We start from the raw sequence: 24,480 nt of genomic DNA on the forward strand, positions 1-24,480 counted from the left end.
AATGTGTCGATAAAAGCTGACAGTGTTAACGGTTGTGTCGCGCAAGCCCTCTACGACTGACTTACACTGACCTCCACCCTTCTCATCTGTAACAAGGAATAACCTATGGGCGTGATCAGTGAGTTCAAGGCCTTCGCGGTCAAAGGCAATGTGGTCGATATGGCCGTCGGTATCATCATCGGTGCCGCCTTCGGCAAAATTGTTTCCTCGTTTGTAGGCGACGTCGTAATGCCGCCGCTCGGTCTGCTGATCGGTGGTGTGGACTTCGGCGATTTGGCAATAACACTCAAGGCCGCTCAGGGCAACGTCCCTGCGGTGGTGTTGGCTTACGGCAAGTTTATCCAGAGCGTGGTCGACTTCCTGATCGTCGCGTTTGCAATCTTCATGGGCGTGAAGGCGATCAACCGCCTCAAGCGTGAAGAGGCTGTGGCCCCAAGCTTGCCGCCGACCCCGACCAAGGAAGAGGTGTTGCTGGGCGAGATCCGCGATTTGCTCAAGGCACAGAACGACAAGCCGCTTTAACCGGCACTGGTTTGGCAAAAAGGGCGCCTGTTGCAGGCGCCTTTTTTTATGCGCCGTACTACCAGTAATTCTCTACTGCCACCTGGCCTGGGCGACGGCTCAGGCTCAGTTGCATGTCGCGTTGCTTGAGCAATTGACGCGTGTCGTCGACCATCTGCGGATTGCCGCAGATCAGCACGCGGGAGTGTTCCGGGGTCAACTCGACGCCGGCCGCGCGCTCCAGTTCGCCATTCTCGATCAAGGTGGTGATGCGACCATTCAGGGCGCCAGGGTGTTGCTCACGGGTGACGGTGGGGATGTAGACCAGCTTGTGCGCATACTCGGCCAGGTACTCACGCTCGCCCAACGCGTGGATCAGTTCCTGATACGCAAGCTCCTTGGCCTCGCGGGCGCTGTACACCAGGACAATGCGCTCGAATTTCTCCCAGACCTCGAAGTCCTGCAGGATCGACAGGAACGGCGCCACGCCTGTGCCAGTGCCCAGCAGCCACAAATCTCGCCCGTCCAAAAATCGGTTCAGCGTCAGAAAGCCTGTGGCCTGGCGCTCGACCATCAAGGTGTCGCCCACTCGCAGGCGGCTCAATTGACTGGTGAACTCGCCGCCCGGAACAACAATGGAGAAGAAGTCGAGGTGCTCGTCAAACGGTGAGGACACGATCGAATAAGCCCGCCAGACGGTGCTGCCATCCGCCTTGGTCACCCCCAGGCGCACGAACTGGCCGGCGGTAAACCGAAAACCCGGGTCGCGAGTGGTACGCAAAGTAAACAGGCTGGGGGTCAGCGATTGCACATCGAGCAAGGTCTGGCGGGTAAATTTCTCAGCACTGGCCGTCATGGGGGGCTCCGTTGAACAGGTGCCCTAGTGTCCCTCAAAGCGGCGTTGGGAAACACCGGTGGTTTGTACTGGCATTTTCATTGCTCGGGCATTCGCGAATGTAACGCCAATGAAACGCTGATGCTTTCAACGCAATTGAACCGTCGCCGGGGTTTTGGTGCTCACACTAATTATTTAGCTATTGCCCCTCATCCAATAGGCCATTAGATGATGGCGTTCATAAAAACAGCCCTGAATAGGCCATTTCCACAACCTGTTAAATTCAATAATTTTTCTTCACCCAACAACTAACCTCCACAAAAACTCAGTTGTTGTACAAGCTCAACAAGTATAAATACCCGATCTTTCTGACAACTTTTTCATCTCAGTATGTGGGCTTTATCCTACACTCCTGTTCGTGGCGCATTGGGAGCCAGGACGTCCCCAACTCACACCTACCCCATGGAGATTCACCCTATGGTTAACTGGCGCAACACGAGACTCCCAAAACTGGAAGGCGAGAACAAGATCACCACTGTTTACGAGATGATCGTCAATCAAACTTTCCAGCTCGGTTTTGAATATTGCTCATTTACGATGAGTTCCCAACAACCTGCCAACCAGACACAACCTATTCGATTAAACAACTATCCAAATGAATGGAATGCACTGTACAACCAAGCGCATTTTTTTGATGTGGATCCCATAGTCGCCCACTGCAAACGCAGCGTAATGCCGCTGGTCTGGGATGAAAAAGCGTTCAGCACCGCGCCGAATCTATGGACGCTGGCCCAATCGTTTGGTGTGCACCTGGGATGGACTCAAGCCGTGCATGACTTCCAGGGTGTGTTCAGCATGCTGACCCTGGGCCGAAGTACCGGCAGCGTCAGCCCTGAAGAACTGTACGAAAAAGCAGGCCAGGTACTGTGGCTATGTCACGCCATGCACGCCGTCGTAGCGCAAACATATGCCGACACACCCAGTATCACGCCGCCCTGCAAACTGACCCCACGGGAAATAGAAATTCTCAGGTGGTCAGCCATCGGCAAGACCGCCTCGGAAATCGCCACGATTCTTTGCCTGTCAGAGCGGACCGTGGGCTTTCATATCAGCAGTTGCCTCAAGAAACTGGGCGTTACCAACAAGATCGCGGCTGTACTGCGCGCCTCAAAAGCGGGGTGGTTTTAGCCAACCTGGAAACACCGCATGTAATCCCCTTGAAAAAAACGTAACATTTACGGCCAATTCTGAGTGTTGACGCTGCGCCTTGGGTGCCGCCTCGCCGTACACTCAGACGGTTACGCCGGGTACCACGCCCGTCGAACGCCCATCGATGACCAGAGTCTCCCCCGCCATGCCCCTGCTTGACAGCCCCTTCGCCCAGCTCGATCTGATCCGCCAGCCAGAGCAACACAATGACCCGCTGCAGGCCTTTGATGCCGCCGATGAGTACTTGCTCAACTACCTGGCCGAACAGTCGCTGAATTCGGCAACCCGCGTGCTGGTGCTCAATGACAGCTTCGGCGCCCTGGCGGCCAGCCTCGAAGGCCAGGTGCAGGTGACCTCCAGTGGCGATTCGTTTCTGGCAGCCCTTGGCCTTGAGAAAAACCTGGTGCGCAACGCCAAGGCGTTTGATGCCGTGGCGTTTGTGCCAGCCTCGCACGTAGCCACCGGGCCTTTCGACCGCGTGCTGATCCGCGTGCCGAAAACCCTGGCCTTGCTCGAAGAACAGTTGATTCGCCTGCAAGGCCAACTGGCGCCAGGCGCCGAAGTGATCGCCGGGGCGATGATCAAACACCTGCCACGGGCCGCCGGTGAACTGCTGGAGCGCTACATAGGGCCCATGCACGCCTCGCTTGCGGTCAAAAAAGCCCGGCTGCTGATCGCCACCGTAGATGCTCGCCCAACCGCCGTGTCGCCCTACCCTACCCGCTACACCCTGGACGCACCGGCCATCGAGCTGCTCAACCATGCCAACGTGTTCTGCCGCGAAGGCCTGGACATCGGCACCCGCGCCTTCCTCCCGCACCTGCCGAACAACCTCGGCAGCGCCCGCGTGGCAGACCTTGGCTGCGGTAATGGCGTGTTGGCGATCGCCAGCGCCCTGCAAAACCCCGACGCGCAGTACACGCTGGTGGATGAGTCCTACATGGCCGTGCAATCGGCGGCCGAGAACTGGCAGGCCGCCCTGGGCGCTCGCGCGGTCACCCTGCGCGCCGACGACGGCCTGGCCGGTCAGGCGCCGCAGTCGCTGGACGTGGTGCTGTGCAACCCGCCCTTCCACCAGCAGCAGGTGGTCGGTGACTTCCTTGCCTGGCGCATGTTCCAGCAGGCGCGTGATGCCCTGGTCGTTGGTGGCGCGCTGTATATCGTGGGCAACCGCCATTTGGGCTATCACAGCAAATTGGCGAAGCTGTTCCGTGGCGTCGAGCAAGTCGCGGCCACGCCAAAGTTTGTGATTCTCAAAGCGCGCAAATAAAAAAACCCTGCCGCTCTTGCGAGTGGCAGGGCTGAAAAGCCGGGCCGCGAGGCCCGGATTGGGATGTCAGTGGGTGGTCAAGCCCGCCGCGCTCATGAACATGCGCATCAGGCTGGCCACGACAAACAGGGCCAGCACGCTGCCGGTCCAGATCATCGCCAGCCACCCCAGGCGCCGCCACAACGGCTGTTTCTCGGCCTGTTCGATCTCGTGCAACGAAGGTTTGCCGGACATGAAACGACCCTCCTAGTGATAGCCGTCTTCGTGGGTGACCTTGCCGCGGAACACGTAGTAGCTCCAGAAGGTGTAGCCCAGGATGAACGGGATGATGAACAACGTGCCCACCAGCATGAAGCCCTGGCTTTGCGGCGGTGCAGCGGCGTCCCAGATGGAAACCGACGGCGGAATGATGTTCGGCCACAGGCTGATACCCAAACCGCTGTAGCCGAGGAATATCAGCACCAGCGTCAGCAGGAACGGCGTGTAGTGCGCATTTCGCGCCACTGCGCGGATCAAGCCGTACATGGTCACCAGCACCAGAATCGGCACGGGCAGGAACCAGAACAGGTTCGGCAGGGTGAACCAGCGCGAGGAGATTTCCGGGTGCGCCAGAGGCGTCCACAAGCTGACAACGCCGATCACCGCCAACACCACGAACGCCAACGGCCGCGCCAGGTTGTGCATCTGCTCCTGCAACTTGCCTTCGGTCTTCATGATCAGCCAGGTGCAGCCGAGCAAGGCATACGCGATGACCAGCGCAACGCCGCAGAACATCGTGAACGGCGTGAGCCAATCCAGCGAGCCACCGGCAAACTGACGGTCGACCACCGGAATGCCATCGATGAACGCCCCCAGTGCCACGCCCTGGAAGAAGGTCGCCGCAATGGAACCGCCGATAAACGCCTTGTCCCACAAATGGCGCTTGTCGTCCTTGGCCTTGAAACGGAACTCGAAAGCCACGCCACGGAAAATCAGCCCGATCAACATCAGGATCAGTGGCAGGTAAAGCGCCGACAGCACCACCGAGTAGGCCAGCGGGAACGCGCCGAACAACGCCGCGCCGCCCAGTACCAGCCAGGTTTCATTGCCGTCCCATACCGGGGCGACCGTGTTCATCATCACGTCACGGTCGACTTTGCCGGGAATGAACGGAAAGAGGATGCCGATACCCAGGTCGAAGCCGTCCATGACCACGTACATCATGATGCCGAAGATGATGATCACGGCCCAGATCAGCGGAAGATCAATACCCATCTCAATTCCCCTTGTGCTGAATGTGGGCGTGGTCGTCGTCGCTGCCATCATCGGCGGCGGACAACGGACGGGCCGGCGTGCGTTTCTGGCCAGGGCCACCATGGGTAGGCTCGCTGCCTTCGTGGGTCTGCGGCCCTTTGCGCACCAGGCGCATCATGTAGCCCAGCCCTGCGCCGAACAGCGCGAAGTACACCACCACGAACAGCACCAGGGTGATCGTCATCTGCGCCAGGCTATGCCCGGAGGAAGCGTCCGCCGTGCGCATCAAACCGTAGACCACCCACGGCTGGCGGCCGATTTCGGTGGTAAACCAACCGGCGAGAATCGCGATCAGGCCGGACGGGCCCATCCACAGCGCCAGGTACAGGAACGGCCTGGAGGTGTACATCTTGTCGCCCCGACGCAGCCAGAGGCTGAACAGGCCGGTGAAGATCATCAGGAAACCCAGGCCAACCATGACCCGGAACGACCAGAACACAATCGTCGAGTTGGGACGGTCTTCAGGCGGGAACTCCTTGAGCGCCGGCACCTGTTTGTCCAGGGAGTGCGTCAGGATCAGGCTGCCCAGGTAAGGAATTTCGACCGCGTATTTGGTTTTTTCGGCCTTCATGTCGGGCAGGCCGAACAGGATCAGCGGCGTCGGCTCGTTGCCGATATTTTCCCAGTGGCCTTCAATCGCGGCGATTTTCGCCGGCTGGTGCTTGAGGGTATTCAGGCCGTGGAAGTCACCGATCACCGCCTGGATAGGCGCCACGATCAGCGCCATCCACATTGCCATCGAGAGCATGGTGCGGATCGCAGGGTTGTCCTTGCCGCGCAGCAGGTGCCAGGCCGCCGACGAACCGACGAAGAACGCCGTGGCCACAAAGGCCGCCGTGGCCATGTGCATCAGCCGGTACGGGAACGACGGGTTGAAGATCACCGCCAGCCAGTCGGTCGGAATCACGCGCCCGTCGACGATTTCAAAGCCTTGCGGGGTCTGCATCCAGCTGTTGGACGCAAGAATCCAGAAGGTCGAGATCAGCGTGCCGACGGCCACCATCACCGTGGCAAAGAAGTGCAGCTTGCGCCCCACCTTGTTCCAGCCGAACAGCATCACGCCGAGGAAACCCGCCTCCAGGAAGAAGGCCGTGAGCACCTCGTACGTCAGCAACGGCCCGGTTACAGCGCCGGCGAAGTCCGAGAAGCGGCTCCAGTTGGTGCCGAACTGGTAGGCCATGACCAGGCCCGAGACCACGCCCATGCCGAAGTTGACGGCAAAGATCTTCGACCAGAAATGGTAGAGGTCACGGTAGGTGTCGTTATGGGTCTTGAGCCACAAACCTTCCAGCACCGCAAGGTAACTGGCCAGGCCGATAGTGATCGCCGGGAACAGGATGTGGAACGAGATGGTGAATGCGAATTGAATTCGGGCGAGATCTAGCGCCTCCAAACCGAACATAAGTCTTCCTCTGTCAGGTAATACCGGCTGCTGGCTGGGAGCCTGCACCCACTGCCCCCACGGATATGGAGTGTGGCGAATTTCAATTCGTTTCTTTTTTTAAACCACCACGTAGGGAATCGGGCCTTTCGGCCTCCAGAACAATCCCGGGGCCGGTTTTGATCTGGATCAAGCATTGCTGAAAGAGTAGTCCCATTTTCGCTGTAGGAAGGCGTGGTCTTTTGCCGCGTGACAGCTTGCCTCATACCGGTGCACAGCAAACCCTTGCAACTATTTGTTACAGCATGATGCTAATCTCGCCGTTCCCTCTGCTCCCGACCTGAATTCCCGATGCCTACTAGTGAACCCGCGTTGCTGTTGCGTCACCATCGCCCTTTCATCGCGTTCTGGCTGGCACGGATCTTCACCGCCAGCGGCTTCCAGATGCTCACCGTGGCCATCGGCTGGAACCTCTACCAACTGACCGGCAACGTGCTGGACCTGGGCCTGGTCGGCCTGGTGGAATTCATCCCGCGCGTACTGTTCATGCTGCACACCGGGCATGTGGCCGATCGCTATGAACGACGCAAGGTCGCCGCCATCTGCCAGACCGTGCAGGCGCTGATTGCCTTGTCCCTGGCCATCGGCGGCCTGACCGGCAACGTGACGCGCGAGATGATCTTTATCCTCGCCTTCCTGCTCGGCGCCGCGCGTTCGTTTGAAATGCCGACCACCCAGGCGCTGCTGCCAAGCATCGTGCCCAGCGCACTGTTCCCGCGGGCCGTGGCCTCGTCGCAATCGGCGCAGCAACTGGCGACCATTGTCGCGCCGGCCTTGGGCGGCCTGCTCTATGCATTTGGCAGCGTGTGGGTGTATGGCCCGACAGTGGCGTTGTACCTGATCGCCTGCGTGCTGACCCTCAACCTGCCCGCACGCCAGACCCCGCTGAACAAAGCCAAGGCCACCATGGACTCGCTGCTGGCCGGGATTCGCTTTATCCGCAGCCGCCCGGACATCCTCGGCGCCATCTCGCTGGACCTGTTCGCCGTGCTGTTGGGCGGCGCCACCGCGTTGCTGCCGGTGTTTGCCAAGGACATCCTGCTGACCGGCGCCTGGGGCCTGGGCCTGCTGCGCTCGGCACCGGCGGTGGGCGCGTTGTTGATGTCGTTGTGGCTGGCACGGTTCTCGGTGGACCGGCATGTCGGGCGCGTGATGTTTACTGCCGTCGGCGTGTTTGGCGTGGCGACCATCGCGTTCGGCCTGTCGACCTCGTTCTGGTTTTCCCTGGCGGTGCTGGTGGTGCTGGGCGCAGCAGACATGATCAGCATGGTAATTCGCGCGTCGTTCGTGCAACTGGAAACGCCGGATGAAATGCGCGGCCGCGTCAGTGCGGTCAACGGCCTGTTTATCGGCGCGTCCAATCAGCTGGGCGAGTTCGAATCGGGGATCACCGCCCACTGGTTCGGCACCGTGCCCGCCGTGGTCATGGGCGGAATCGGCACGCTGCTGGTGACCGGGGTGTGGATAAAACTGTTCCCAACCCTGGCCAATCGCGACCGGATGCATGTGGCGGTAGAAGAGCCGAAGGCTGAAGCGGCGAAGGTCTGAGCACCGCCGCCTGACCGGAGGCAGCACTACAGAACACTGTGGGAGCGGGCTTGCTCGCGAAGGCGGTGCATCAGTCGATACAGTCATTGACTGACGCCGCGCTTTCGCGGGCTAACCCGCTCCCACAGTGGTTTTGAGGTGTGTGCTAGAGCACCTTGTCCAGGGTGACAGGGAAGTCGCGTACCCGTTTGCCGGTGGCGTGATAAATCGCGTTCGCCACCGCCGCCGCCACCCCGACGATGCCGATTTCGCCCACGCCTTTGGAGCCCAGGGCATTGACCACGTCGTCGTGTTCTTCGACAAAGATCACGTCAATCTCGCCAATGTCGGCGTTCACCGGGATGTGGTACTCGGCCAGGCTGTGGTTCATGTAGCGCCCCAGATGGTGGTCGATCTGCGTCTCTTCATGCAGCGCCATGCCAATACCCCACACCACGCCGCCGAGGATCTGGCTGCGGGCCATCTTCGGATTGACCACGCGACCGGCGGCAATCGCGCTGACCACGCGACTGACCTTGATGGTGCCCAGGTCTTCATCGACCCGCACTTCCACAAATACCGCCGAGTGAGTGGCCGTGGCGTAGCCCTCGCGTTTTTTGTCGGGCTCGCTGTCGACCTGCACTTGCAGCGCGTCCTCACCGCTGTCTTTAACCAGTTGGGCCAACGACACACTCACGTCGCCTGTGTGCAATTGGCCGTCTTCAAAGCGCACGGACTCGGCGTCTTTGAACACCGGGTACGTCTGCCGGGCAATCTTCAGCAGTTTGGCGTTGAGCGCTTCGCACGCCTGTTGCACGGCAGTGCCGACGGACGACACGGTAAACGAGCCGCCCTGCAAAGGCGCGGTGGGCAAGGACGAGTCCCCCAGCAAAAATTGGATATCGCCCATCGCCACACCGCTGGCCTGCGCGGCAATCTGGGTCATGACCGTGTAAGTGCCGGTGCCGATATCGGTGGTGGCGCTGCTGACTGTCAATTTGCCTTCGGCGTCGATGCTCGCCTTGGCGCTGGCCTTCATCTGCATGGCTTCCCACACGCCGCCGGCCATGCCCCAGCCGATCAACTGGTTGCCGTCACGCATGCTGCGTGGCTCCGGGTTGCGCTGGCCCCAACCGAAGCGTTCGGCGCCTTCGCTGTAGCATTCGCGCAGGGCTTTGCTCGACCAGGGTTTGTCTTCGTTCTGGTTGCGCTCGGCGTAGTTGATCAGGCGCAACTGCACTGGGTCCATGCCCAAGGCACAGGCCAGTTCGTCCATGGCGCACTCCAGGCCGATCACGCCCAGCGCGGCGCCTGGCGCGCGCATGTCCAGCGGGGTGTACACATCCAGCGGCACCAGGTTGTAGGTCAGCTGCACGTTATCGCAGTGATAGAGCATGCCGCTCCACTCCACCACGTGCTCGCTGAAGTCTTCGAAGCGCGAGGTCTGGCCAATTGCGGTGTGCCCCAACGCCAGCAGCCGACCGTTGGCGGCCGCGCCCATCTGCAACCGCTGCAAGGTGCGTGGTCGGTAGCCAAAGGTGAACATCTGTTGACGCGTCAGGGTGACGCGCACCGAACGCTTGAGCGCCAATGACGCCATCACCGCCAGGGGCAACTGGTATTGCGGGCGCAGGCCGGAACCGAAAGCGCCGCCGACGAACGCGGCAAAAATCCTCACCTGGCTCTTATCCAGGCCGAAGATTTTTTGCACATAGGCCTGGCAGTTCTGTGGGCCTTGGGTTTTGTCGTGGATATGCAGGGTGCCGTCCGGCTGATACAGCACCGTACTGGCGTGGGGTTCCATCGGGTTGTGGTGTTCGATGGGCGTGCTGTAGTGCACGTCGAGGCTGACGGCGGCAGCGCTCCACTCGGCCTGGAAGTTACCGCGGGGCGCGGGCGGCGTTTGTGGCGAGGGGTGCGCCTGCTCCTGCATGGCCAGCAAGTCGGTTTCAAAGGCTTCGCTTGCGTACTCGATCTCGACCAGAGAACCGGCATGTCGCGCCAGCTCCAAATTGTCGGCAATCACCAGCGCCAAGGGCTGGCCGCTATAAAGGACGCGGTCGTTGTAGAGCGGGCGAAACGGCGAGCCATCCGCCGCATCGTCGTCGGCGAACGCGTCATCGTAGCTGGCAAGCCTGGGGCGATTGTGGTGATCCAGCACCATGACTACGCCCGGCAGCGCCAGGGCCTTTGAGGCATCGATCTTGATCACCCGGCCCTTGGCGATGGTGCTGGAGACCACACTGCCGTGCAGCAAGTCTTTGTCTGGAAACTCGCCGGCATATCGCGCCTGGCCGGTGACCTTGAGCAGACCGTCGACGCGGTCCAGAGGTTTGCCGATAGCGGTCATGGGCGTTCTCCTGCGACAGCCGCGTCGCTCAGGGCGCGAATAATGCCACGGCGCGCTAGCTTGATTTTGAAGCCGTTGTGTTCCAGCGGTACGGCATCTTGCAGCAAGGCGTCGGCGGCGTTGCTGAAGGTTTCGCGGCTGACCGTCTGGCCGATCAGCGAGGCTTCCACCGCGCGGTCACGCCAAGGCTTGTGGGCCACGCCGCCCAGCGCAACGCGGGCGTCGATGATTTGGTCGCCGTCCAGTTCGAGGGCGGCGGCCACGGAGACCAGGGCAAAAGCGTAAGAGGCGCGGTCGCGGATTTTCAGGTAATGGCTGTGACGGGCCAGCTGGTTGGCGGGCAGCTCGATGGCGGTGATCAACTCATCGTCGGCCAGCAGGTTGTCGCGCTGCGGCGTATCGCCGGGCAGTCGATGGAAGTCAGCAAATTCGATGACGCGCGCACCCGCGCGGCCTTCGACATGCACCCGCGCCTCCAGCGCCGCCAAGGCCACGCACATGTCAGACGGGTGCGTGGCGACGCAGTGTTCGCTGGCGCCGAGGATCGCGTGAATACGGTTCAAGCCGGTGCGCGCCGGGCAGCCGCTACCGGGTTCGCGCTTGTTGCAGGGCACGCTGGCGTCATAAAAGTAGTAGCAGCGAGTGCGCTGCAACAAGTTGCCGCCGGTGCTGGCCATGTTGCGCAACTGCGGCGAGGCTCCGGCCAGGATGGCCTGGGACAGCAGTGGGTAACGCGCCTCGATCACGGGGTGCCAGGCCAGGTCGGCGTTGCTCACTAGCGCGCCGATCATCACGCCGCCACTGGCGGTCTCTTCAACGCCCTGCAGCGGCAGGCCGGTGATATCGATCAAGTGCTCGGGGCGGCTGATGTTTTCTTTCATCAGGTCCAGCAGGTTGGTGCCACCGGCGATAAAACGTGAAGCCGCGCTGCTCATGTGCACGGCCTCGTGCACATCGGCTGGCTTGCTGTACTGGAAGGGATTCATTGCTCACCTCCCTGGGCACGGCAGGCCGGCAAGGCATCTTCGATGGCATCGCGGATGTTGCTGTAGGCGCCGCAGCGGCACAGGTTGCCGCTCATCAGCTCCTTAATCTGCGCGGTGTCGTGGGCGCGGCCTTCATTGGCCAGGCCGACGGCGGAGCAGATCTGTCCTGGGGTGCAATAGCCGCACTGAAAGGCGTCATGTTTGATAAAGGCTTGCTGCATCGGGTGCAACGCGTCGCCGTCGGCCAGGCCTTCGATGGTGGTCAATTCGGCGCCATCGCACATCACCGCCAGGGTCAGGCAGGCGTTGACGCGTTTGCCGTCGCGCAACACTGTGCAGGCGCCGCATTGGCCGTGGTCGCAGCCTTTTTTACTGCCGACCAGGTCCAACTGTTCGCGCAGCAGGTCCAGCAAGGTGGTCCAGGGCAAAACGTCAAGTTGGCGGTTCTGGCCGTTCAGGGTCAGACGAATCGGGTGGCTGACGAACGGTCTGGCCGCCGCGCCATTGGGGGTTGCGCTCATAAACACCTCACGGGTTGGGGTATATCCGCGGCGTTCAGGAAAGTCGCCGTCTCAGGGGTACGACTTCCCGGGGTATTGAGCGTTCAAGAGGATTGATCAGCGGATGTTGAGCATCGTCGTCAGCGGGGTTTGCGAGCCGTTGATCGAGGAATTGCTGTACTCGAACCAGCCAGGGGCCTGGACGTTCAGGTCAAACACATAGATGTAGCCCATCACAGTGCCCACGCCATTACAGGCCTGGCTGATATTGCCGACCTGGCATACCGGCGAGCGTTGCCCGTTCAACTCGGCGCCATCGAAACGGCCCATCGGGCTTTTGCCCAGGCCGACTTCCATCACCGACACCTTGGTTGGGCCGCGATGGGCGCACATCTGCGTGCTGGTCGCGCGCTCCGGGATGGTTTCAGCGCAAGCGGCAGACTCCACTTTGAACACGCGCACTTCGCTCAACGCCGGTGCAGTCGCGCCCCAAGCCGGTGCCGCCAGCCCCAGGCCGATTAGGGCGAACAGAGCTAGACTGCTGGCGTTGGCTTTTTTCATGCTGTTGACGACTCTGGATTAAACGTCGACGCAGTATGCCTCAAGGCCATCCACCCACAAAACCAAGCCTATGCGCCATTGGCCTTCGGCTGCTGGTATGATGCGCCGCTTTTTCCGATCCTCTCTGAAACCACAGCCGCTTGGCGCAGTTTGTGCTTTGACTTAGAGGTCAACAAATAACGACGCAAAATAGCGTCACAGGGAGCCGGCATGCTGGAAAAGCTGTTTCAACTCAACGCACACAACACCAACGTGCGCACCGAGATTCTTGCGGGGATCACGACCTTTCTGGCCATGGCCTACATTCTGTTCGTGAACCCGAGCATCCTTGGCGAGACGGGCATGGACAAGGGCGCAGTGTTTGTCGCGACCTGCCTGGCCGCTGCCATCGGTTCGACCGTGATGGGCCTGATCGCCAATTACCCGATCGCACTGGCGCCGGGCATGGGCCTCAACGCCTTCTTCACCTACACCGTGGTGCTGCACATGGGCCACACCTGGCAAGTGGCGCTGGGCGCGGTGTTCATTTCGGCGGTGCTGTTCTTCCTGCTGTCGATCTTCCGCATCCGTGAGTGGATCATCAACAGCATCCCCTTGCCCCTGCGCTCGGCGATTGCCGCCGGTATCGGTCTGTTCCTGGCGCTGATCGCCCTGCACAACGCCGGCATCGTGGTCGGCAATCCGAACACCCTGGTGGGCCTGGGCGACCTGAAAAAACCGGCGCCTATCCTGGCCACCTTTGGTTTTATCCTCATCGTTGCGCTGGAAGCCCTGGCCGTACGCGGTGCAGTGCTGATCGGCATTCTGGCCGTGACCATTGTCTCGATCCTGTTGAATGTCACCCCGTTCGGCGGCGTGATCTCGATGCCTCCGTCCCTGGCCCCGACCTTCCTGCAGCTGGATATCAAAGGCGCGCTGGATATCGGCCTGGTCAGCGTGATCTTCGCGTTCCTGTTCGTTGACCTGTTCGACAACTCCGGCACCCTGATCGGCGTCGCCAAGCGCGCCGGCCTGATGGGCAAGGACGGCCACATGCCAAAAATGGGCCGTGCGCTGATCGCCGACAGCACCGCGGCCATGGCCGGCTCGCTGCTGGGCACCTCGACCACCACCAGCTACATCGAGTCTGCTGCGGGCGTGAGTGCCGGTGGCCGTACCGGTTTGACCGCCGTCGTGGTCGCGATCCTGTTCCTGCTGGCGCTGTTCTTCTCGCCACTGGCGGCCAGCGTTCCGGCCTTTGCCACCGCGCCTGCGTTGCTGTTCGTGGCCGTGCTGATGACCTCGGGCCTGGCCGAAATCGACTGGGATGACATTACGGTTGCAGCGCCGGTGGTGATCACCGCCCTGGCGATGCCCTTCACTTACTCCATCGCCAACGGCATTGCCTTCGGTTTCATCGCCTGGACCGCCATCAAGCTGCTTTCGGGCCGCTACCGTGAGCTGAACCCGGCACTGGTGATCCTGTCGATTCTGTTTGTGATCAAGCTGGGCTGGTTCAACGCATGACTTTTGACGCCGCAAGCTACACCGCTCAACTGCAAGACAAGGTCACGCGCTTGCGTGACCTGCTGGCACCGTTCGACGCACCCGAGCCGCAGGTTTTCGATTCGCCGCTGCAGAACTTCCGCCTGCGCGCGGAGTTTCGCCTGTGGCGCGAAGGCGGTGAGCGCCACTACGCGATGTTTTCCCAGGACGACAAGCGCACGCCGATTCTGATCGAAGAATTCCCGATTGCCAGCCAGCGCATCAACCAGTTGATGCCGCAACTCAAAGCCGCCTGGCAAGCCAGCGCGGCCCTGAGTCACAAGCTGTTCCAAGTGGAGTTCCTCACTACCCTGGCCGGCGACGCGATGATCACCCTGTGCTACCACCGCCCGCTGGACGAGCACTGGCACGCGGCCGCCAACCAACTCGCTGCCGATTTGAATGTCAGCATCATCGGCCGCTCCAAGGGCAAGCGTGATGTGATCGGCCACGACTACGTGGTGGAAAAACTCGCCGTCGGCGGGCGCACGTTCAGCTATCGCCAACCTGAAGGCGCGTTCACCCAGCCCAACGGCACGGTGAACCAGAAGATGCTCAATTGGGCGTATGAAGCCTTGGGCGATCGTCCGGATGATTTGCTCGAGCTGTACTGCGGCAACGGCAACTTCACCCTGCCGTTGGCGACCCGTGTACGCAAAGTGCTGGCGACCGAGATCAGCAAGACCTCAGTGAATGCGGCGTTGAGCAACCTCGATGAAAACGCGGTGGATAACGTCACCCTGGTGCGCTTGTCAGCCGAAGAACTCACCGAGGCGCTCAACGAAGTGCGCCCGTTCCGCCGCCTGCATGGCATCGATCTGAAAAGCTACGAATTCGGCAGCGTGTTCGTCGACCCGCCGCGCGCCGGCATGGACCCGGACACCTGCGAGCTGACGCGGCGCTTTGACAACATCCTGTACATCTCCTGCAACCCGGAGACGTTGGCGGCGAACATTGCGCAACTGCATGACACGCACCGGATTACCCAGTGTGCGATGTTTGACCAGTTCCCATGGACTCACCATATGGAATCCGGCGTGTTGTTGACCCGCCGGTAACCCGTCTCTTGCGCGTGCGACCGCCCCCTGGCTATTGGCAAGGGCGGTCGCCGACCACCGAACCCCCTCCCCCGCGCTGATTTACGGTTCGATAATCGAACAGATCCGCTGCCGTCAATTGACCAAATTAACCATCCAGTACATTTTATCTCCACAACCAATAATAACTGTGGAGATACCCCAATGCCGCCCATCGTGCTGGTGCTCAACGGCCCCAATCTCAATCTGCTCGGCACCCGCGAGCCCGCCACCTACGGCCATGAAACCCTGGCCGACATCGCCGCCCTGTGTGGGCGCAGCGCGGAAAAACTCGGGTTGAAAATCGAATTCCGCCAGACCAACCACGAAGGCGAACTGCTCGACTGGATCCACAGCGCCCGCGCCCGTTGCGCTGGCATCGTGATCAACCCGGCAGCCTGGACCCACACCTCGGTAGCGATTCGCGACGCACTGGTGGCCAGCGAAGTGCCGGTGATCGAAGTGCATTTATCCAATGTGCACGCGCGTGAGGCGTTTCGGCATCACTCGTTTGTGTCGCCCATTGCCAAGGCGGTGCTCGCCGGGTTCGGCAGCCATGGTTACCACCTGGCCCTGGAACACTTCAGCCACACGTTGAAAGGGTGAGCCCGATGAAACCGCGCATCCTCGCCGGCCTGATCGGCGCAGGTATCCAGGCCTCCCGCACGCCGGCCCTGCATGAACACGAAGGTGATGCCCAGGGCTTGCGCTACCTGTATCGCCTGATCGACCTGGAACCGCTGCAGCTGAACCTCAATGCCCTGCCCGACCTGCTGGACGCCGCCGAGATGATGCAGTTCACCGGCTTGAACATTACCTACCCGTGCAAACAGGCGATTCTGCCATTGCTCGACGAATTGTCCGACGAAGCCATGGGTATAGGCGCGGTCAACACCGTGGTGTTCAAAAACGGCAAACGCATCGGCCACAACACCGACTGCCTGGGCTTCGCCGAAGGGTTCCGGCGCAATTTGAATGACGTCGCGCGCCAGCATGTGGTGCAGATGGGCGCCGGCGGGGCGGGCGCGGCGGTGGCCCACGCGCTGCTGGCCGAAGGCGTGCACCACTTGAGCATTTTCGACGTGGACGTCGCCCGCGCTCGGGACCTGGTGGATAACCTTGCCCAGCGTTTTGGCGCCGGGCGCGCGCAGGTCGGCAACCACCTGGAAAGCGCCATGGCCGAGGCCGACGGGCTGGTCAACACCACGCCGATGGGCATGGCCAAGCTGCCCGGCACGCCGGTACCGGCCCAGCTGTTGCGGGCGGCATTATGGGTTGCAGAAATCGTGTATTTCCCGCTGGAAACCGAGCTGCTGCGCGATGCCCGCGCCCTGGGCTGCCGCACGCTGGATGGCGGCAACATGGCGGTGTTTCAGGCAGTGAAGGCGTTTGAACTGTTCAGTGGCCAGAGGCCGGATGCGCAGAGGATGTTGGCGCACTTCCAGAGCATGAATACCTGACTGCTGAAACCGAACCCCATGTGGGAGCGGGCTTGCTCGCAAAAGCGCTGTGTCAGTCGCCGGCTGTATTGGCTGACACTCTGCATTCGCGGGCAAGCCCGCTCCCACCCGGGTTATTCGATAGATTTAGGCTTGCAGGTAACGCATCACCGACTCACAGATCATCTCCCGATGCCGCTGCTTAACCGCTTCGTCCGACAACTCGATCTGAAAGATCTCACTGAACGTATGGCGGTTGGACACCCGGTAAAAGCTGAACGAGTTGATCAGCAGGTGCACGTCCAACGGGTCCAGCCCTTGGCGGAACACGCCCAGCTCGGCGCCGCGCTGCAACGTGGCGCCAAGCCCTTCGAGAATATTGCTGTTCATCGCCTTGATCGAATCCGAGCGCTTCACGTATTCGGCGTTGTTGATGTTTTCGATGCTGACGATGCGCACGAAATCCACGTTCTGGTCATGGTGATCAAAGGTGAATTCCACTAGCCGGCGGATCGCTTCGCGCGGCTCCAGGGCGGTGAGGTTCATGCGGGTTTCAGTATTGCGAATGTCGCCGTAGAGCTTCTCCAGCACCTCGACGTACAACTGCTCCTTGCTGCCGAAGTAGTAATAAATCATGCGTTTGGAGGTGTGGATGCGTTCGGCGATGGCATCCACGCGAGCGCCGGACAGGCCCTGCTGGACAAACTCGACGATCGCTTCCTGCAGGATGTTTTCGCGGGTCTTTTCCGGATTGTTCTTACGACTCTTGCGCGGTGCGTCTGACACAGCGGAGAGATCGGGGGTCAGGGTCATGGTGCGCTCACGGCCATTTTTGTTGTGCAGGCCGCGATTATGGGCCGAGGCGCTTCCCGAAGGAAGCACCTGGCCGCGCCGTCATAACCGTGCTTGTCGCGGCGCCCCGCTACGCGATTTGGCCATCGCCGCCAGGCGCACGGCCACGTTGGCTGCGCCATACCCGGCGTAGCCGTTTTTGCGCTGGATGATCTCGAAGAAAAACCGCCCTTCGAACGGCTCGGTGTACACATGAAACAGCTCACCGCCCTGGGCGTCACGGTCGTACAGCACGTTGTAGTACGCCAGCTCGCTGAGGAACTCGTCGTCAAAATCAAAGCGTGCCGCCAGGTCGTCGTAGTAGTTGAGCGGGATGTCCAGCAATGGCACACCTGCCTCTTTGGCCCGACTCACCTCGGCGAAAATATCTGCACAGTCGAAGGCGATGTGGTGCACACCCGAGCCGCGGTAGCTCGACAGCGCGTGGGAAATCGCCGTGTTGCGGTTCTCGGAAATGTTCAACGGCAGGCGAATCGAGCTGCAACGGCTGCGCAGCGCGCGGCTTTTCACCAGGCCGTAGGGGTCAGGCAGCACCACTTCATCATCGGCTTCGAAATCCAGCAGGCTCTTGTAGAACAACACCCAACTGTCGAGGCTGTCGGCGGGCAAGGCCATGGCCATATGGTCAATGCGCAGCAGGCCGCCGCTTGAGGCGGTAGTCGGTTGCAGATTGAAGTCGGTGCCGTACAGCCCGCCTTCGTTCTGATCCACCAGGTAAATCAGGCTGCCGTCCGGCGCACGCACGGCGGCCAACTCCAGTTCATTTGGCCCTACAAGCCCACGATATGGCTGGCCCTTGTAAGCCACCGCCCGCTGCAACGCCTTGGCGCTGTCCTTGACCCGAATCGCAGTGGCGCACAGCGACGGCCCGTGGGCTTCAAAAAAGTTGTGGGCAAAAGAATAGGGTTCGCAATTGAGGATCAGGTTGATATCGCCCTGGCGCAACAGGCTCACGCTCTTGGAACGGTGCTGCCCGGCCTTGACGAAACCCAGGCGTTCCAGCCATTGGGTGAGCTTGGCTGCGAGGTTTTCATCCACGGCAAACTCAAGAAATTCGATGCCGTCGTACTCGCTGGCGGCCGGCGTATCAAACAGGAGGTCGACCGGTTGAGCAGGCGCTCGCTGCTTGAGGCGCTCGCGGGTTTTCTCTTCCAGGTACAACAGCGAGCGCAAGCCATCCGCCGCATTCGCCCGCGTCGGGGCTGCGCGAAAACCATCGTTGAAAATTTCCAGGGACAACGGCCCGCTGTAGCCACTCTGGATAATCGGCGCGAGAAACCCCGCCAGATCGAACTCACCCTGCCCCGGGAAGCAGCGAAAATGCCGGCTCCACTCCAGCACATCCATGGCCAGGATCGGTGCGTCGGCCATTTGCACAAAGAAGATTTTGTCCCCCGGGATCTGGGCGATTGCACTCGGGTCGCCCTTGAGCGACAGGGTGTGGAAGCTGTCGAGCAACACGCCAAGGCTCGGGTGGTCGATCTGGCGCACCAGGTTCCACACCTGCTGCCAGGTATTCACGTGCTTGCCCCAGGCCAGCGCTTCATAGCCGATGCGCAGGCCACGGCGACCGGCATGCTCAGCGAGCAGGCTGAGGTCGTCGAGCAAAATCTGCTCATCGCCGACGCAATCGGCCGAGGCATTGCTGCACACCAGCACCAGGTCGGTGCCCAGCTCCTGCATCAAGTCGAACTTGCGCTCGGCGCGCTCCAGGTTGCGCGCCAGGCGGTCGCGGCGGCAGCCTTCGAAGTCGCGAAACGGCTGGAACAAGGTAATGGCGATACCCAGGTCGGCGCACATCTGCCTAACTTCCCGTGGGCTGCCGTCGTAATACAGCAGATCGTTTTCGAAGATTTCCACACCATCAAACCCGGCAGCGGCAATGGCTTCGAGTTTTTCCGGCAGGGTTCCACTCAAGGAAACAGTGGCAATGGAGCGTTGCATGGGGCGACTCCCGGCAAATGAGGCTCGTCTTATTTACGGCAAATTATTGGCCGCTAAACTGTGCACAGCAATTGAAATGTACGAACCGGTTAGTTTTTTGGGCGATTATCGAACAAAATGGCAATCCGCGAATTGACGAGTTTTTAGCCACTGCGCACCATCGAACACGTATCAAGACCCAGAACACACCATAAAAATTTCAAAAAACGGGTACGACCTCATGCCTTCGCAAACTCCCGCCGTGGCCGTGCGCCACAGCAATCCGCACAGCGGCATCGGCGACAAAATCCGCGGCGCCATGGCCGTGGGCAAAACCCGCTGGGGCATGCTGGCCCTGGTGTTCTTCGCCACCACCCTGAATTACATCGACCGCGCCGCGCTGGGCGTGATGCAACCGATTCTGGCCAAGGAGATGAGCTGGACGGCGATGGATTACGCCAACATCAACTTCTGGTTCCAGGTTGGCTACGCCATCGGCTTTGTGCTGCAAGGCCGGCTGATTGATCGAATTGGCGTGAAGCGCGTGTTTTTCTGCGCCGTGCTGCTGTGGAGCCTGGCCACGGGCGCCCATGGCCTGGCCACGTCGGCCGTGGGCTTTATGGTGTGCCGCTTCATTCTCGGGCTGACCGAGGCCGCCAACTACCCGGCCTGCGTCAAGACCACGCGGTTGTGGTTCCCGGCCGGCGAGCGCGCAGTGGCCACCGGTATTTTCAACGCTGGCACCAATGTGGGCGCGATGATGACGCCGATGCTGCTGCCATTGATCCTTCACGTCTGGGGCTGGCAGGCGGCGTTTCTATGCATGTCGGCACTGGGCGGGATCTGGCTGGTGTGCTGGGGCCTGAAGTACTACAACCCGGAAGACCACCCGACGGTCAAACAATCCGAATTGGACTACGTGCAGCAGGAAGTCGAACCGCCGCAACCCAGCGTGCCCTTCAGCCGCATCCTGCGCATGCGCGGCACCTGGGCCTTCGCCCTTGCCTACGCAATGACCGCGCCGGTGTTCTGGTTCTACCTGTACTGGCTGCCGCCGTTTCTGAACCAGCAATACAACCTGGGCATCAACGTGACCCAAATGGGCATCCCGCTGATCATCATTTACCTGACAGCCGACTTCGGCAGCGTGGGTGGGGGGATTCTGTCGTCATTCCTGATCGGCCGTGGGATGAATCCGATCAAGGCGCGCCTGTTGTCGATGCTGCTGTTTGCCTGCTGCATCGTCGGCGTGATCATGGCCGCCGGCTCCAGCCAGTTGTGGGTCGCCGTGTTCGCCATCTCCCTGGCCATCGGCGCGCACCAGGCCTGGACCGCCAACATCTGGAGCCTGGTGATGGACTACACGCCCAAGCACATGATGAGCACGGTGTTCGGTTTCGGCGGCATGTGCGCGGCCATCGGCGGCATGTTCATGACCCAGATTGTCGGCCACATCCTCACGGTCACGAACAACAACTACACCGTGCTGTTCACCCTGATCCCAGCGATGTACTTCATCGCGCTGACCTGGATGTACTTCATGGCACCGCGCAAGATTCCGACAGTCGAGGTTTGATTCAACGCCGCCGCTGCTGCCAGGCAGCGGCCAACCCGCTCATGCAGATCACCCCGATGCCGACCACCGTGGTCATGTCGGGGGTATGGTTGAACACCAGCCAGCCCAACAAACCCGCAAACACGATCTGGCAGTAGCCGAACGGTGCCAGCAAGGCCGGCGCCGCAAAGCGGAAGGCCTGGGTCAACATCAAGTGCGCGGTCATGCCGCACGTGCCTAACGCCAGCATCAGCACGCCATGCCACACCGTGGGCAACTGCCAGAAGAACGGCACCAGCGCACTCATCACCAGGGTATTGCACAGGCCGGCGAAAAAGTTACTGGTGGTCGGCGTGTCGTATTGGCTGAGGATGCGCGTGAGCAACTGGTAGAAGCAGAAGAACAACGCCGAACACAGCGGCAGCAGCACCGCAGGCGTGAACAGCTCACCGCCGGGGTGGATGATGATCAGCACGCCGACAAACCCGCAGATCACCGCCAGCCATTGGCCACGTGTCACGTGTTCACCGAGCAAGGGCACCGACAACGCTGTCACCAGGATCGGCGCCAGGAAGTTCACCGCCGTAGCTTCCGCCAAGGGGATGTAATGCAGCGCCGCGGTAAAAAACAGGCTGGTGCCCAGCAGGCACAACGCACGCACCACCTGCATGCCCGGGCGTTTGCTGCGCAGCACGCGCAAACCCGACTGCGGCAGGAAAATGCCGGCCATCAGCAAGGTGTGCACCAGGTACCGCGCCCACACCACCATCACAATCGGGTAGAACCCGGCCAGGTATTTGGACAAGGCGTCGTGGCTGGAAAACAGAAACGTCGCCACCACAATCAGCAGGATGCCTTTGAAGGGATGGTTGACGCCGGAAAGGGGTGTACTGACAGTCATTGAATTCTCTTGCATGGCGGGCTGAACGCTGAGCACTGAGCACTGAACACGCAGGCACTCAACCCGGTAATCTAGCAGGCGGGCCTGCGTGCGCCCCAAGAGCATAACCAAACACCGTGCGAACAGCGCACTAAATCACCGGATTCGAGTCCAACGCTGCACCTTTGCCCGCGCGTTGCACTTTTTAACCAAGGCCTTGCCGCTATGAAAAAGACACTCTTTGTTCTTTCTGCTCTCGTCCTGCTCACTGCTTGTAACCAAGAGTCCAAAGAAGCGCCCAAGCCCGCCCCGGCTTCGGTGCAAGCCACCCTGGTACCGGCCACGCCGCCCACCGACAAATGGGTCGGCAAGTGGATCGGCGTCGAAGGCCTGAACCTGACCATCGCCAAGGACGACAGCATCGGCCGCGGCCACTACGTTCTGACCATGAAGTACGGCCTTGACGCCGACGACGAAGGCACCTTCAAAGGTGAAGCCAACGAAGACGGTATCGCCTTTACCCGCCCGGACGGCCCGCAACAATTGAGCGCCGGTGACGGTGAGGCCACTGGCCTGAAATGGCTGGCGGATAAAAAGGACTGCCTGATCGTCGATACCGGCGAAGGCTATTGCCGCGACTGACCCAATCAACGTGACACAACTTTCATCTGGCGCCCCTGCCCGCACGGCCTGACAGCAACGATACTAGGCAACTCTCGTTGCTTGTCGGACAGCCGGGCTGGCGCCATTCATACGCACCAACAACACTGCTCTTAGAAAAGTGTTCGACAGGTTTAACGAGAGGATTGCCCCATGCTATGGAAAAAAGGCCGACGCAGCGACAACGTGGTAGATGCCCGCGATGACAGTGGCGGCGGCGGTGGCGGCATGCGGTTTGGCGGCGGCAAGGGGCTGAGCCTGACGGCAATTGTGTTGATCGTCGGTATTGGCTGGCTGACCGGCCAGGACCCGCTGCAGATCCTCGGCCAATTGACCGGCCAGGCGGAGCAAGCGCCGTCAGTGAGCACGCAGCCGCGCCAGGCACCGCCGGCCAATGACCAGCAGGCCGATTTCGTCCGCGCGATTCTGGGTGATACGGAAGACACCTGGGGCCAGGTGTTCAAGGAAAACGGGTTGGTCTACAAGAACCCGAAACTGATTCTGTTCCGTGGTCGGGTCAATTCCGCCTGCGGTGGCGCCACCTCGGCCAGCGGCCCGTTTTATTGCCCGGCTGACCAGCAGGTGTATTTGGACCTGGATTTCTTCCGGGAAATGTCGCAGCGCTTCCAGGCCGCCGGCGATTTCGCCCAGGCCTACGTGATCGCCCACGAAGTCGGGCACCACGTGCAAACGCTGCTGGGCATCTCGGCCAAGATTCAAGCTGCGCGCCAACAAGGCCGCCAGATGCAAGGCGACGGCGGCCTGCTGGTACGCCAGGAACTGCAAGCCGATTGCTTTGCCGGGGTGTGGGCCAACCGTGCGCAAAAACGCCTGAACTGGCTGGAGCCCGGCGATATTGAAGAAGCACTGAATGCGGCCAACGCCATCGGCGATGACCGTTTGCAACAGCAGGGTCAGGGCCGCGTGGTGCCGGACTCGTTTACCCACGGCACCTCTGCGCAGCGCGTTCGCTGGTTCAAGACCGGCTTCGCAGCGGGCCAGATCACTCAATGCGACACTTTTACAGCGAAGAGTCTTTAGATGAATAAACGATTGGGATTGCTGTTCGGCGTGATGATTGCCTGTTCCTCCGCCACCTGGGCCGCCGAGAAAGAACACGGCGTCAAGGTGGTCAGCCCCGATCGTTTCCACCTGGACGCCGGTGACCTCAGCCTGGGCTTGAGCCAGGACTGGAGCCAGCCGCTGCCCAACGTGACCCGCGCGCTGATCATCGTGCATGGCCGCCTGCGCAACGCACAGACCTACCTGCAAAGCGGCGAAGACGCAGCCGAACACGCCGGGGTTGCTGCCACCACCCTGGTGATCGCGCCGCAATTTCTCAACGAGTCCGACATAAAGCGCAACCACTTGGGCACCCAGGTATTGCGCTGGAACGGCAATGACTGGATGGCCGGCGACGCCTCGACGGGCCCTGGCCAGCTCAGTTCCTACGGCGCGCTGGACCAGATCATCAAGCACCTGGGCAACCGCAAGCTGTTCCCGGCGTTGAAGGAAATCGTAGTGGCCGGCCATTCCGGCGGCGGCCAGGTGGTGCAGCGTTTCGCCCTCACCGGCCACGACCACCCGCAGCTGCAAACCGAAGGCATCAGCCTGCGTTACGTGGTGGCCAATCCGTCGTCCTACGCCTACTTCAGCCCACAACGCCCGGTGAAATTCGACACGGCCAGTTGCCCTGGCTTCAACGATTGGAAGTACGGCATGCAAAACCTGCCGGACTACGCCAAGGGCCAGAGTGCGCAGCAGCTTGAGCAGGCTTACGTGTCACGCGACATCACCTACCTGCTCGGCCAACAGGACACCGACCCCAACCACCCGGCGCTGGATAAAAGCTGCGAGGCCGAAACCCAGGGTGCGTATCGCCTGATTCGTGGGCACAACTACTTTGACTACCTCAAGCAGCGTCATCCGCAGCTGACTCAGAGGCTGGTGGAAGTGCCAGGGGTTGGGCACGACGGGGACAAGATGTTTACTTCGCCTCAGGGCGAGAAGGTGTTGTTTGCAAAGTGACTGACAAAACCGGATAAAAATGTGGGAGCGGGCTTGCTCGCGAAGGCGGATCTTCAGTCGACTCATCAGT

Annotated in this window: 23 protein-coding genes; 12 read left to right on the forward strand and 11 right to left on the reverse strand. The window is 61.0% G+C overall.

Going from position 1 to position 24,480, the window contains the following annotated elements:
• Nucleotides 1-105: 105 nt before the first annotated feature.
• Nucleotides 106-522, forward strand: coding sequence for a large-conductance mechanosensitive channel protein MscL (gene mscL, locus AACW30_RS27635; protein ID WP_106579295.1), 417 nt, complete (start codon nt 106-108; stop codon nt 520-522).
• Between the two features lie 58 nt (nt 523-580).
• Here mscL and AACW30_RS27640 read toward each other — a convergent pair whose 3' ends face one another.
• Complete coding sequence (locus AACW30_RS27640) at nt 581-1,357, reverse strand: ferredoxin--NADP reductase (protein ID WP_200623909.1); 777 nt, start codon at nt 1,355-1,357, stop codon at nt 581-583.
• 456 nt (nt 1,358-1,813) lie between these two features.
• Between AACW30_RS27640 and AACW30_RS27645 the strand changes: the two genes are divergently transcribed.
• Both AACW30_RS27645 and AACW30_RS27650 read left to right on the forward strand, forming a co-directional pair.
• Nucleotides 1,814-2,524, forward strand: coding sequence for a helix-turn-helix transcriptional regulator (locus AACW30_RS27645; RefSeq protein ID WP_200623910.1), 711 nt, complete (start codon nt 1,814-1,816; stop codon nt 2,522-2,524).
• Between the two features lie 166 nt (nt 2,525-2,690).
• On the forward strand, nt 2,691-3,815 hold the full coding sequence (locus AACW30_RS27650; RefSeq protein WP_119740973.1) for a methyltransferase: 1,125 nt from the start codon (nt 2,691-2,693) through the stop codon (nt 3,813-3,815).
• Nucleotides 3,816-3,881: 66 nt separating this feature from the next.
• Here AACW30_RS27650 and AACW30_RS27655 read toward each other — a convergent pair whose 3' ends face one another.
• The 3 genes from AACW30_RS27655 to AACW30_RS27665 are packed head-to-tail and all read right to left on the reverse strand — an operon-like array spanning nt 3,882 to nt 6,510.
• Complete coding sequence (locus tag AACW30_RS27655) at nt 3,882-4,049, reverse strand: DUF2474 domain-containing protein (protein WP_071489954.1); 168 nt, start codon at nt 4,047-4,049, stop codon at nt 3,882-3,884.
• A gap of 12 nt (nt 4,050-4,061) precedes the next feature.
• Nucleotides 4,062-5,069 carry a cytochrome d ubiquinol oxidase subunit II gene (cydB, locus tag AACW30_RS27660; RefSeq protein ID WP_200623911.1) on the reverse strand — a complete coding sequence of 336 codons (1,008 nt, stop codon included), beginning with the start codon at nt 5,067-5,069 and terminating at the stop codon, nt 4,062-4,064.
• A gap of 1 nt (nt 5,070) precedes the next feature.
• Nucleotides 5,071-6,510 carry a cytochrome ubiquinol oxidase subunit I gene (locus AACW30_RS27665; protein ID WP_106579300.1) on the reverse strand — a complete coding sequence of 480 codons (1,440 nt, stop codon included), beginning with the start codon at nt 6,508-6,510 and terminating at the stop codon, nt 5,071-5,073.
• Between the two features lie 330 nt (nt 6,511-6,840).
• Between AACW30_RS27665 and AACW30_RS27670 the strand changes: the two genes are divergently transcribed.
• A complete protein-coding gene (locus AACW30_RS27670; protein WP_119740971.1) occupies nt 6,841-8,097 on the forward strand; it encodes an MFS transporter in 1,257 nt (418 codons plus the stop codon).
• Nucleotides 8,098-8,242: 145 nt separating this feature from the next.
• On the opposite strand, the gene AACW30_RS27675 is transcribed toward AACW30_RS27670, so the two are convergent.
• The 4 genes from AACW30_RS27675 to AACW30_RS27690 form a co-directional block, all read right to left on the reverse strand.
• Nucleotides 8,243-10,426, reverse strand: a complete 2,184-nt coding sequence (locus AACW30_RS27675; protein WP_169367663.1) for a xanthine dehydrogenase family protein molybdopterin-binding subunit — start codon at nt 10,424-10,426, stop codon at nt 8,243-8,245.
• Nucleotides 10,423-11,412, reverse strand: coding sequence for an FAD binding domain-containing protein (locus AACW30_RS27680; RefSeq protein WP_106579303.1), 990 nt, complete (start codon nt 11,410-11,412; stop codon nt 10,423-10,425). Before AACW30_RS27680 ends, AACW30_RS27675 begins: the two co-directional genes overlap by 4 nt.
• The gene (locus AACW30_RS27685) at nt 11,409-11,933 is read right to left on the reverse strand and encodes a (2Fe-2S)-binding protein (RefSeq protein ID WP_200623912.1); all 525 of its coding nucleotides are present in this window, start codon (nt 11,931-11,933) and stop codon (nt 11,409-11,411) included. The genes AACW30_RS27680 and AACW30_RS27685 overlap by 4 nt, the downstream gene beginning before the upstream one ends.
• A 96-nt stretch (nt 11,934-12,029) precedes the next feature.
• Nucleotides 12,030-12,473, reverse strand: a complete 444-nt coding sequence (locus AACW30_RS27690) for a DUF4879 domain-containing protein (protein WP_106579305.1) — start codon at nt 12,471-12,473, stop codon at nt 12,030-12,032.
• Nucleotides 12,474-12,683: 210 nt separating this feature from the next.
• On the opposite strand from AACW30_RS27690, the gene AACW30_RS27695 reads away from it, so the two are divergent.
• From AACW30_RS27695 to AACW30_RS27710, 4 genes are all read left to right on the forward strand, one after another.
• On the forward strand, nt 12,684-13,979 hold the full coding sequence (locus AACW30_RS27695; RefSeq protein ID WP_119740963.1) for an NCS2 family permease: 1,296 nt from the start codon (nt 12,684-12,686) through the stop codon (nt 13,977-13,979).
• Nucleotides 13,976-15,055, forward strand: a complete 1,080-nt coding sequence (gene trmA / locus AACW30_RS27700) for a tRNA (uridine(54)-C5)-methyltransferase TrmA (protein ID WP_106579307.1) — start codon at nt 13,976-13,978, stop codon at nt 15,053-15,055. The genes AACW30_RS27695 and trmA overlap by 4 nt, the downstream gene beginning before the upstream one ends.
• A 183-nt stretch (nt 15,056-15,238) precedes the next feature.
• Nucleotides 15,239-15,679 (forward strand): type II 3-dehydroquinate dehydratase, encoded by a 441-nt coding sequence (aroQ, locus tag AACW30_RS27705; protein ID WP_106579308.1) that lies wholly within the window; start codon nt 15,239-15,241, stop codon nt 15,677-15,679.
• 5 nt (nt 15,680-15,684) lie between these two features.
• Nucleotides 15,685-16,533: a shikimate dehydrogenase gene (locus AACW30_RS27710; protein ID WP_106579309.1), complete on the forward strand. Its 849-nt coding sequence runs from the start codon at nt 15,685-15,687 to the stop codon at nt 16,531-16,533.
• Nucleotides 16,534-16,659: 126 nt separating this feature from the next.
• On the opposite strand, the gene AACW30_RS27715 is transcribed toward AACW30_RS27710, so the two are convergent.
• Complete coding sequence (locus AACW30_RS27715; protein WP_124418513.1) at nt 16,660-17,325, reverse strand: TetR/AcrR family transcriptional regulator; 666 nt, start codon at nt 17,323-17,325, stop codon at nt 16,660-16,662.
• 81 nt (nt 17,326-17,406) lie between these two features.
• Entirely contained in the window at nt 17,407-19,308 is a 1,902-nt protein-coding gene (gene quiC, locus AACW30_RS27720; RefSeq protein WP_200623913.1) for a 3-dehydroshikimate dehydratase QuiC, read from the reverse strand.
• Between the two features lie 220 nt (nt 19,309-19,528).
• Between quiC and AACW30_RS27725 the strand changes: the two genes are divergently transcribed.
• The gene (locus AACW30_RS27725; RefSeq protein WP_119740953.1) at nt 19,529-20,863 is read left to right on the forward strand and encodes an MFS transporter; all 1,335 of its coding nucleotides are present in this window, start codon (nt 19,529-19,531) and stop codon (nt 20,861-20,863) included.
• 1 nt (nt 20,864) lies between these two features.
• Here AACW30_RS27725 and AACW30_RS27730 read toward each other — a convergent pair whose 3' ends face one another.
• Nucleotides 20,865-21,743 (reverse strand): DMT family transporter, encoded by an 879-nt coding sequence (locus AACW30_RS27730; protein ID WP_106579313.1) that lies wholly within the window; start codon nt 21,741-21,743, stop codon nt 20,865-20,867.
• A gap of 204 nt (nt 21,744-21,947) precedes the next feature.
• Here AACW30_RS27730 and AACW30_RS27735 point away from each other — a divergent pair, with 204 nt between their 5' ends.
• The 3 genes from AACW30_RS27735 to AACW30_RS27745 all read left to right on the forward strand — a co-directional run bounded on the left by AACW30_RS27735 (nt 21,948) and on the right by AACW30_RS27745 (nt 24,410).
• A complete protein-coding gene (locus tag AACW30_RS27735; RefSeq protein WP_106579314.1) occupies nt 21,948-22,364 on the forward strand; it encodes a membrane lipoprotein lipid attachment site-containing protein in 417 nt (138 codons plus the stop codon).
• Between the two features lie 171 nt (nt 22,365-22,535).
• Complete coding sequence (gene ypfJ / locus AACW30_RS27740; RefSeq protein WP_200623914.1) at nt 22,536-23,423, forward strand: KPN_02809 family neutral zinc metallopeptidase; 888 nt, start codon at nt 22,536-22,538, stop codon at nt 23,421-23,423.
• Nucleotides 23,424-24,410 carry an alpha/beta hydrolase gene (locus AACW30_RS27745; protein ID WP_200623915.1) on the forward strand — a complete coding sequence of 329 codons (987 nt, stop codon included), beginning with the start codon at nt 23,424-23,426 and terminating at the stop codon, nt 24,408-24,410.
• The last annotated feature ends 70 nt before the right edge of the window (nt 24,411-24,480 follow it).

Origin of the sequence: Pseudomonas sp. MF6747 (genome assembly GCF_963890955.1) — a bacterium.
Classification (GTDB): domain Bacteria; phylum Pseudomonadota; class Gammaproteobacteria; order Pseudomonadales; family Pseudomonadaceae; genus Aquipseudomonas.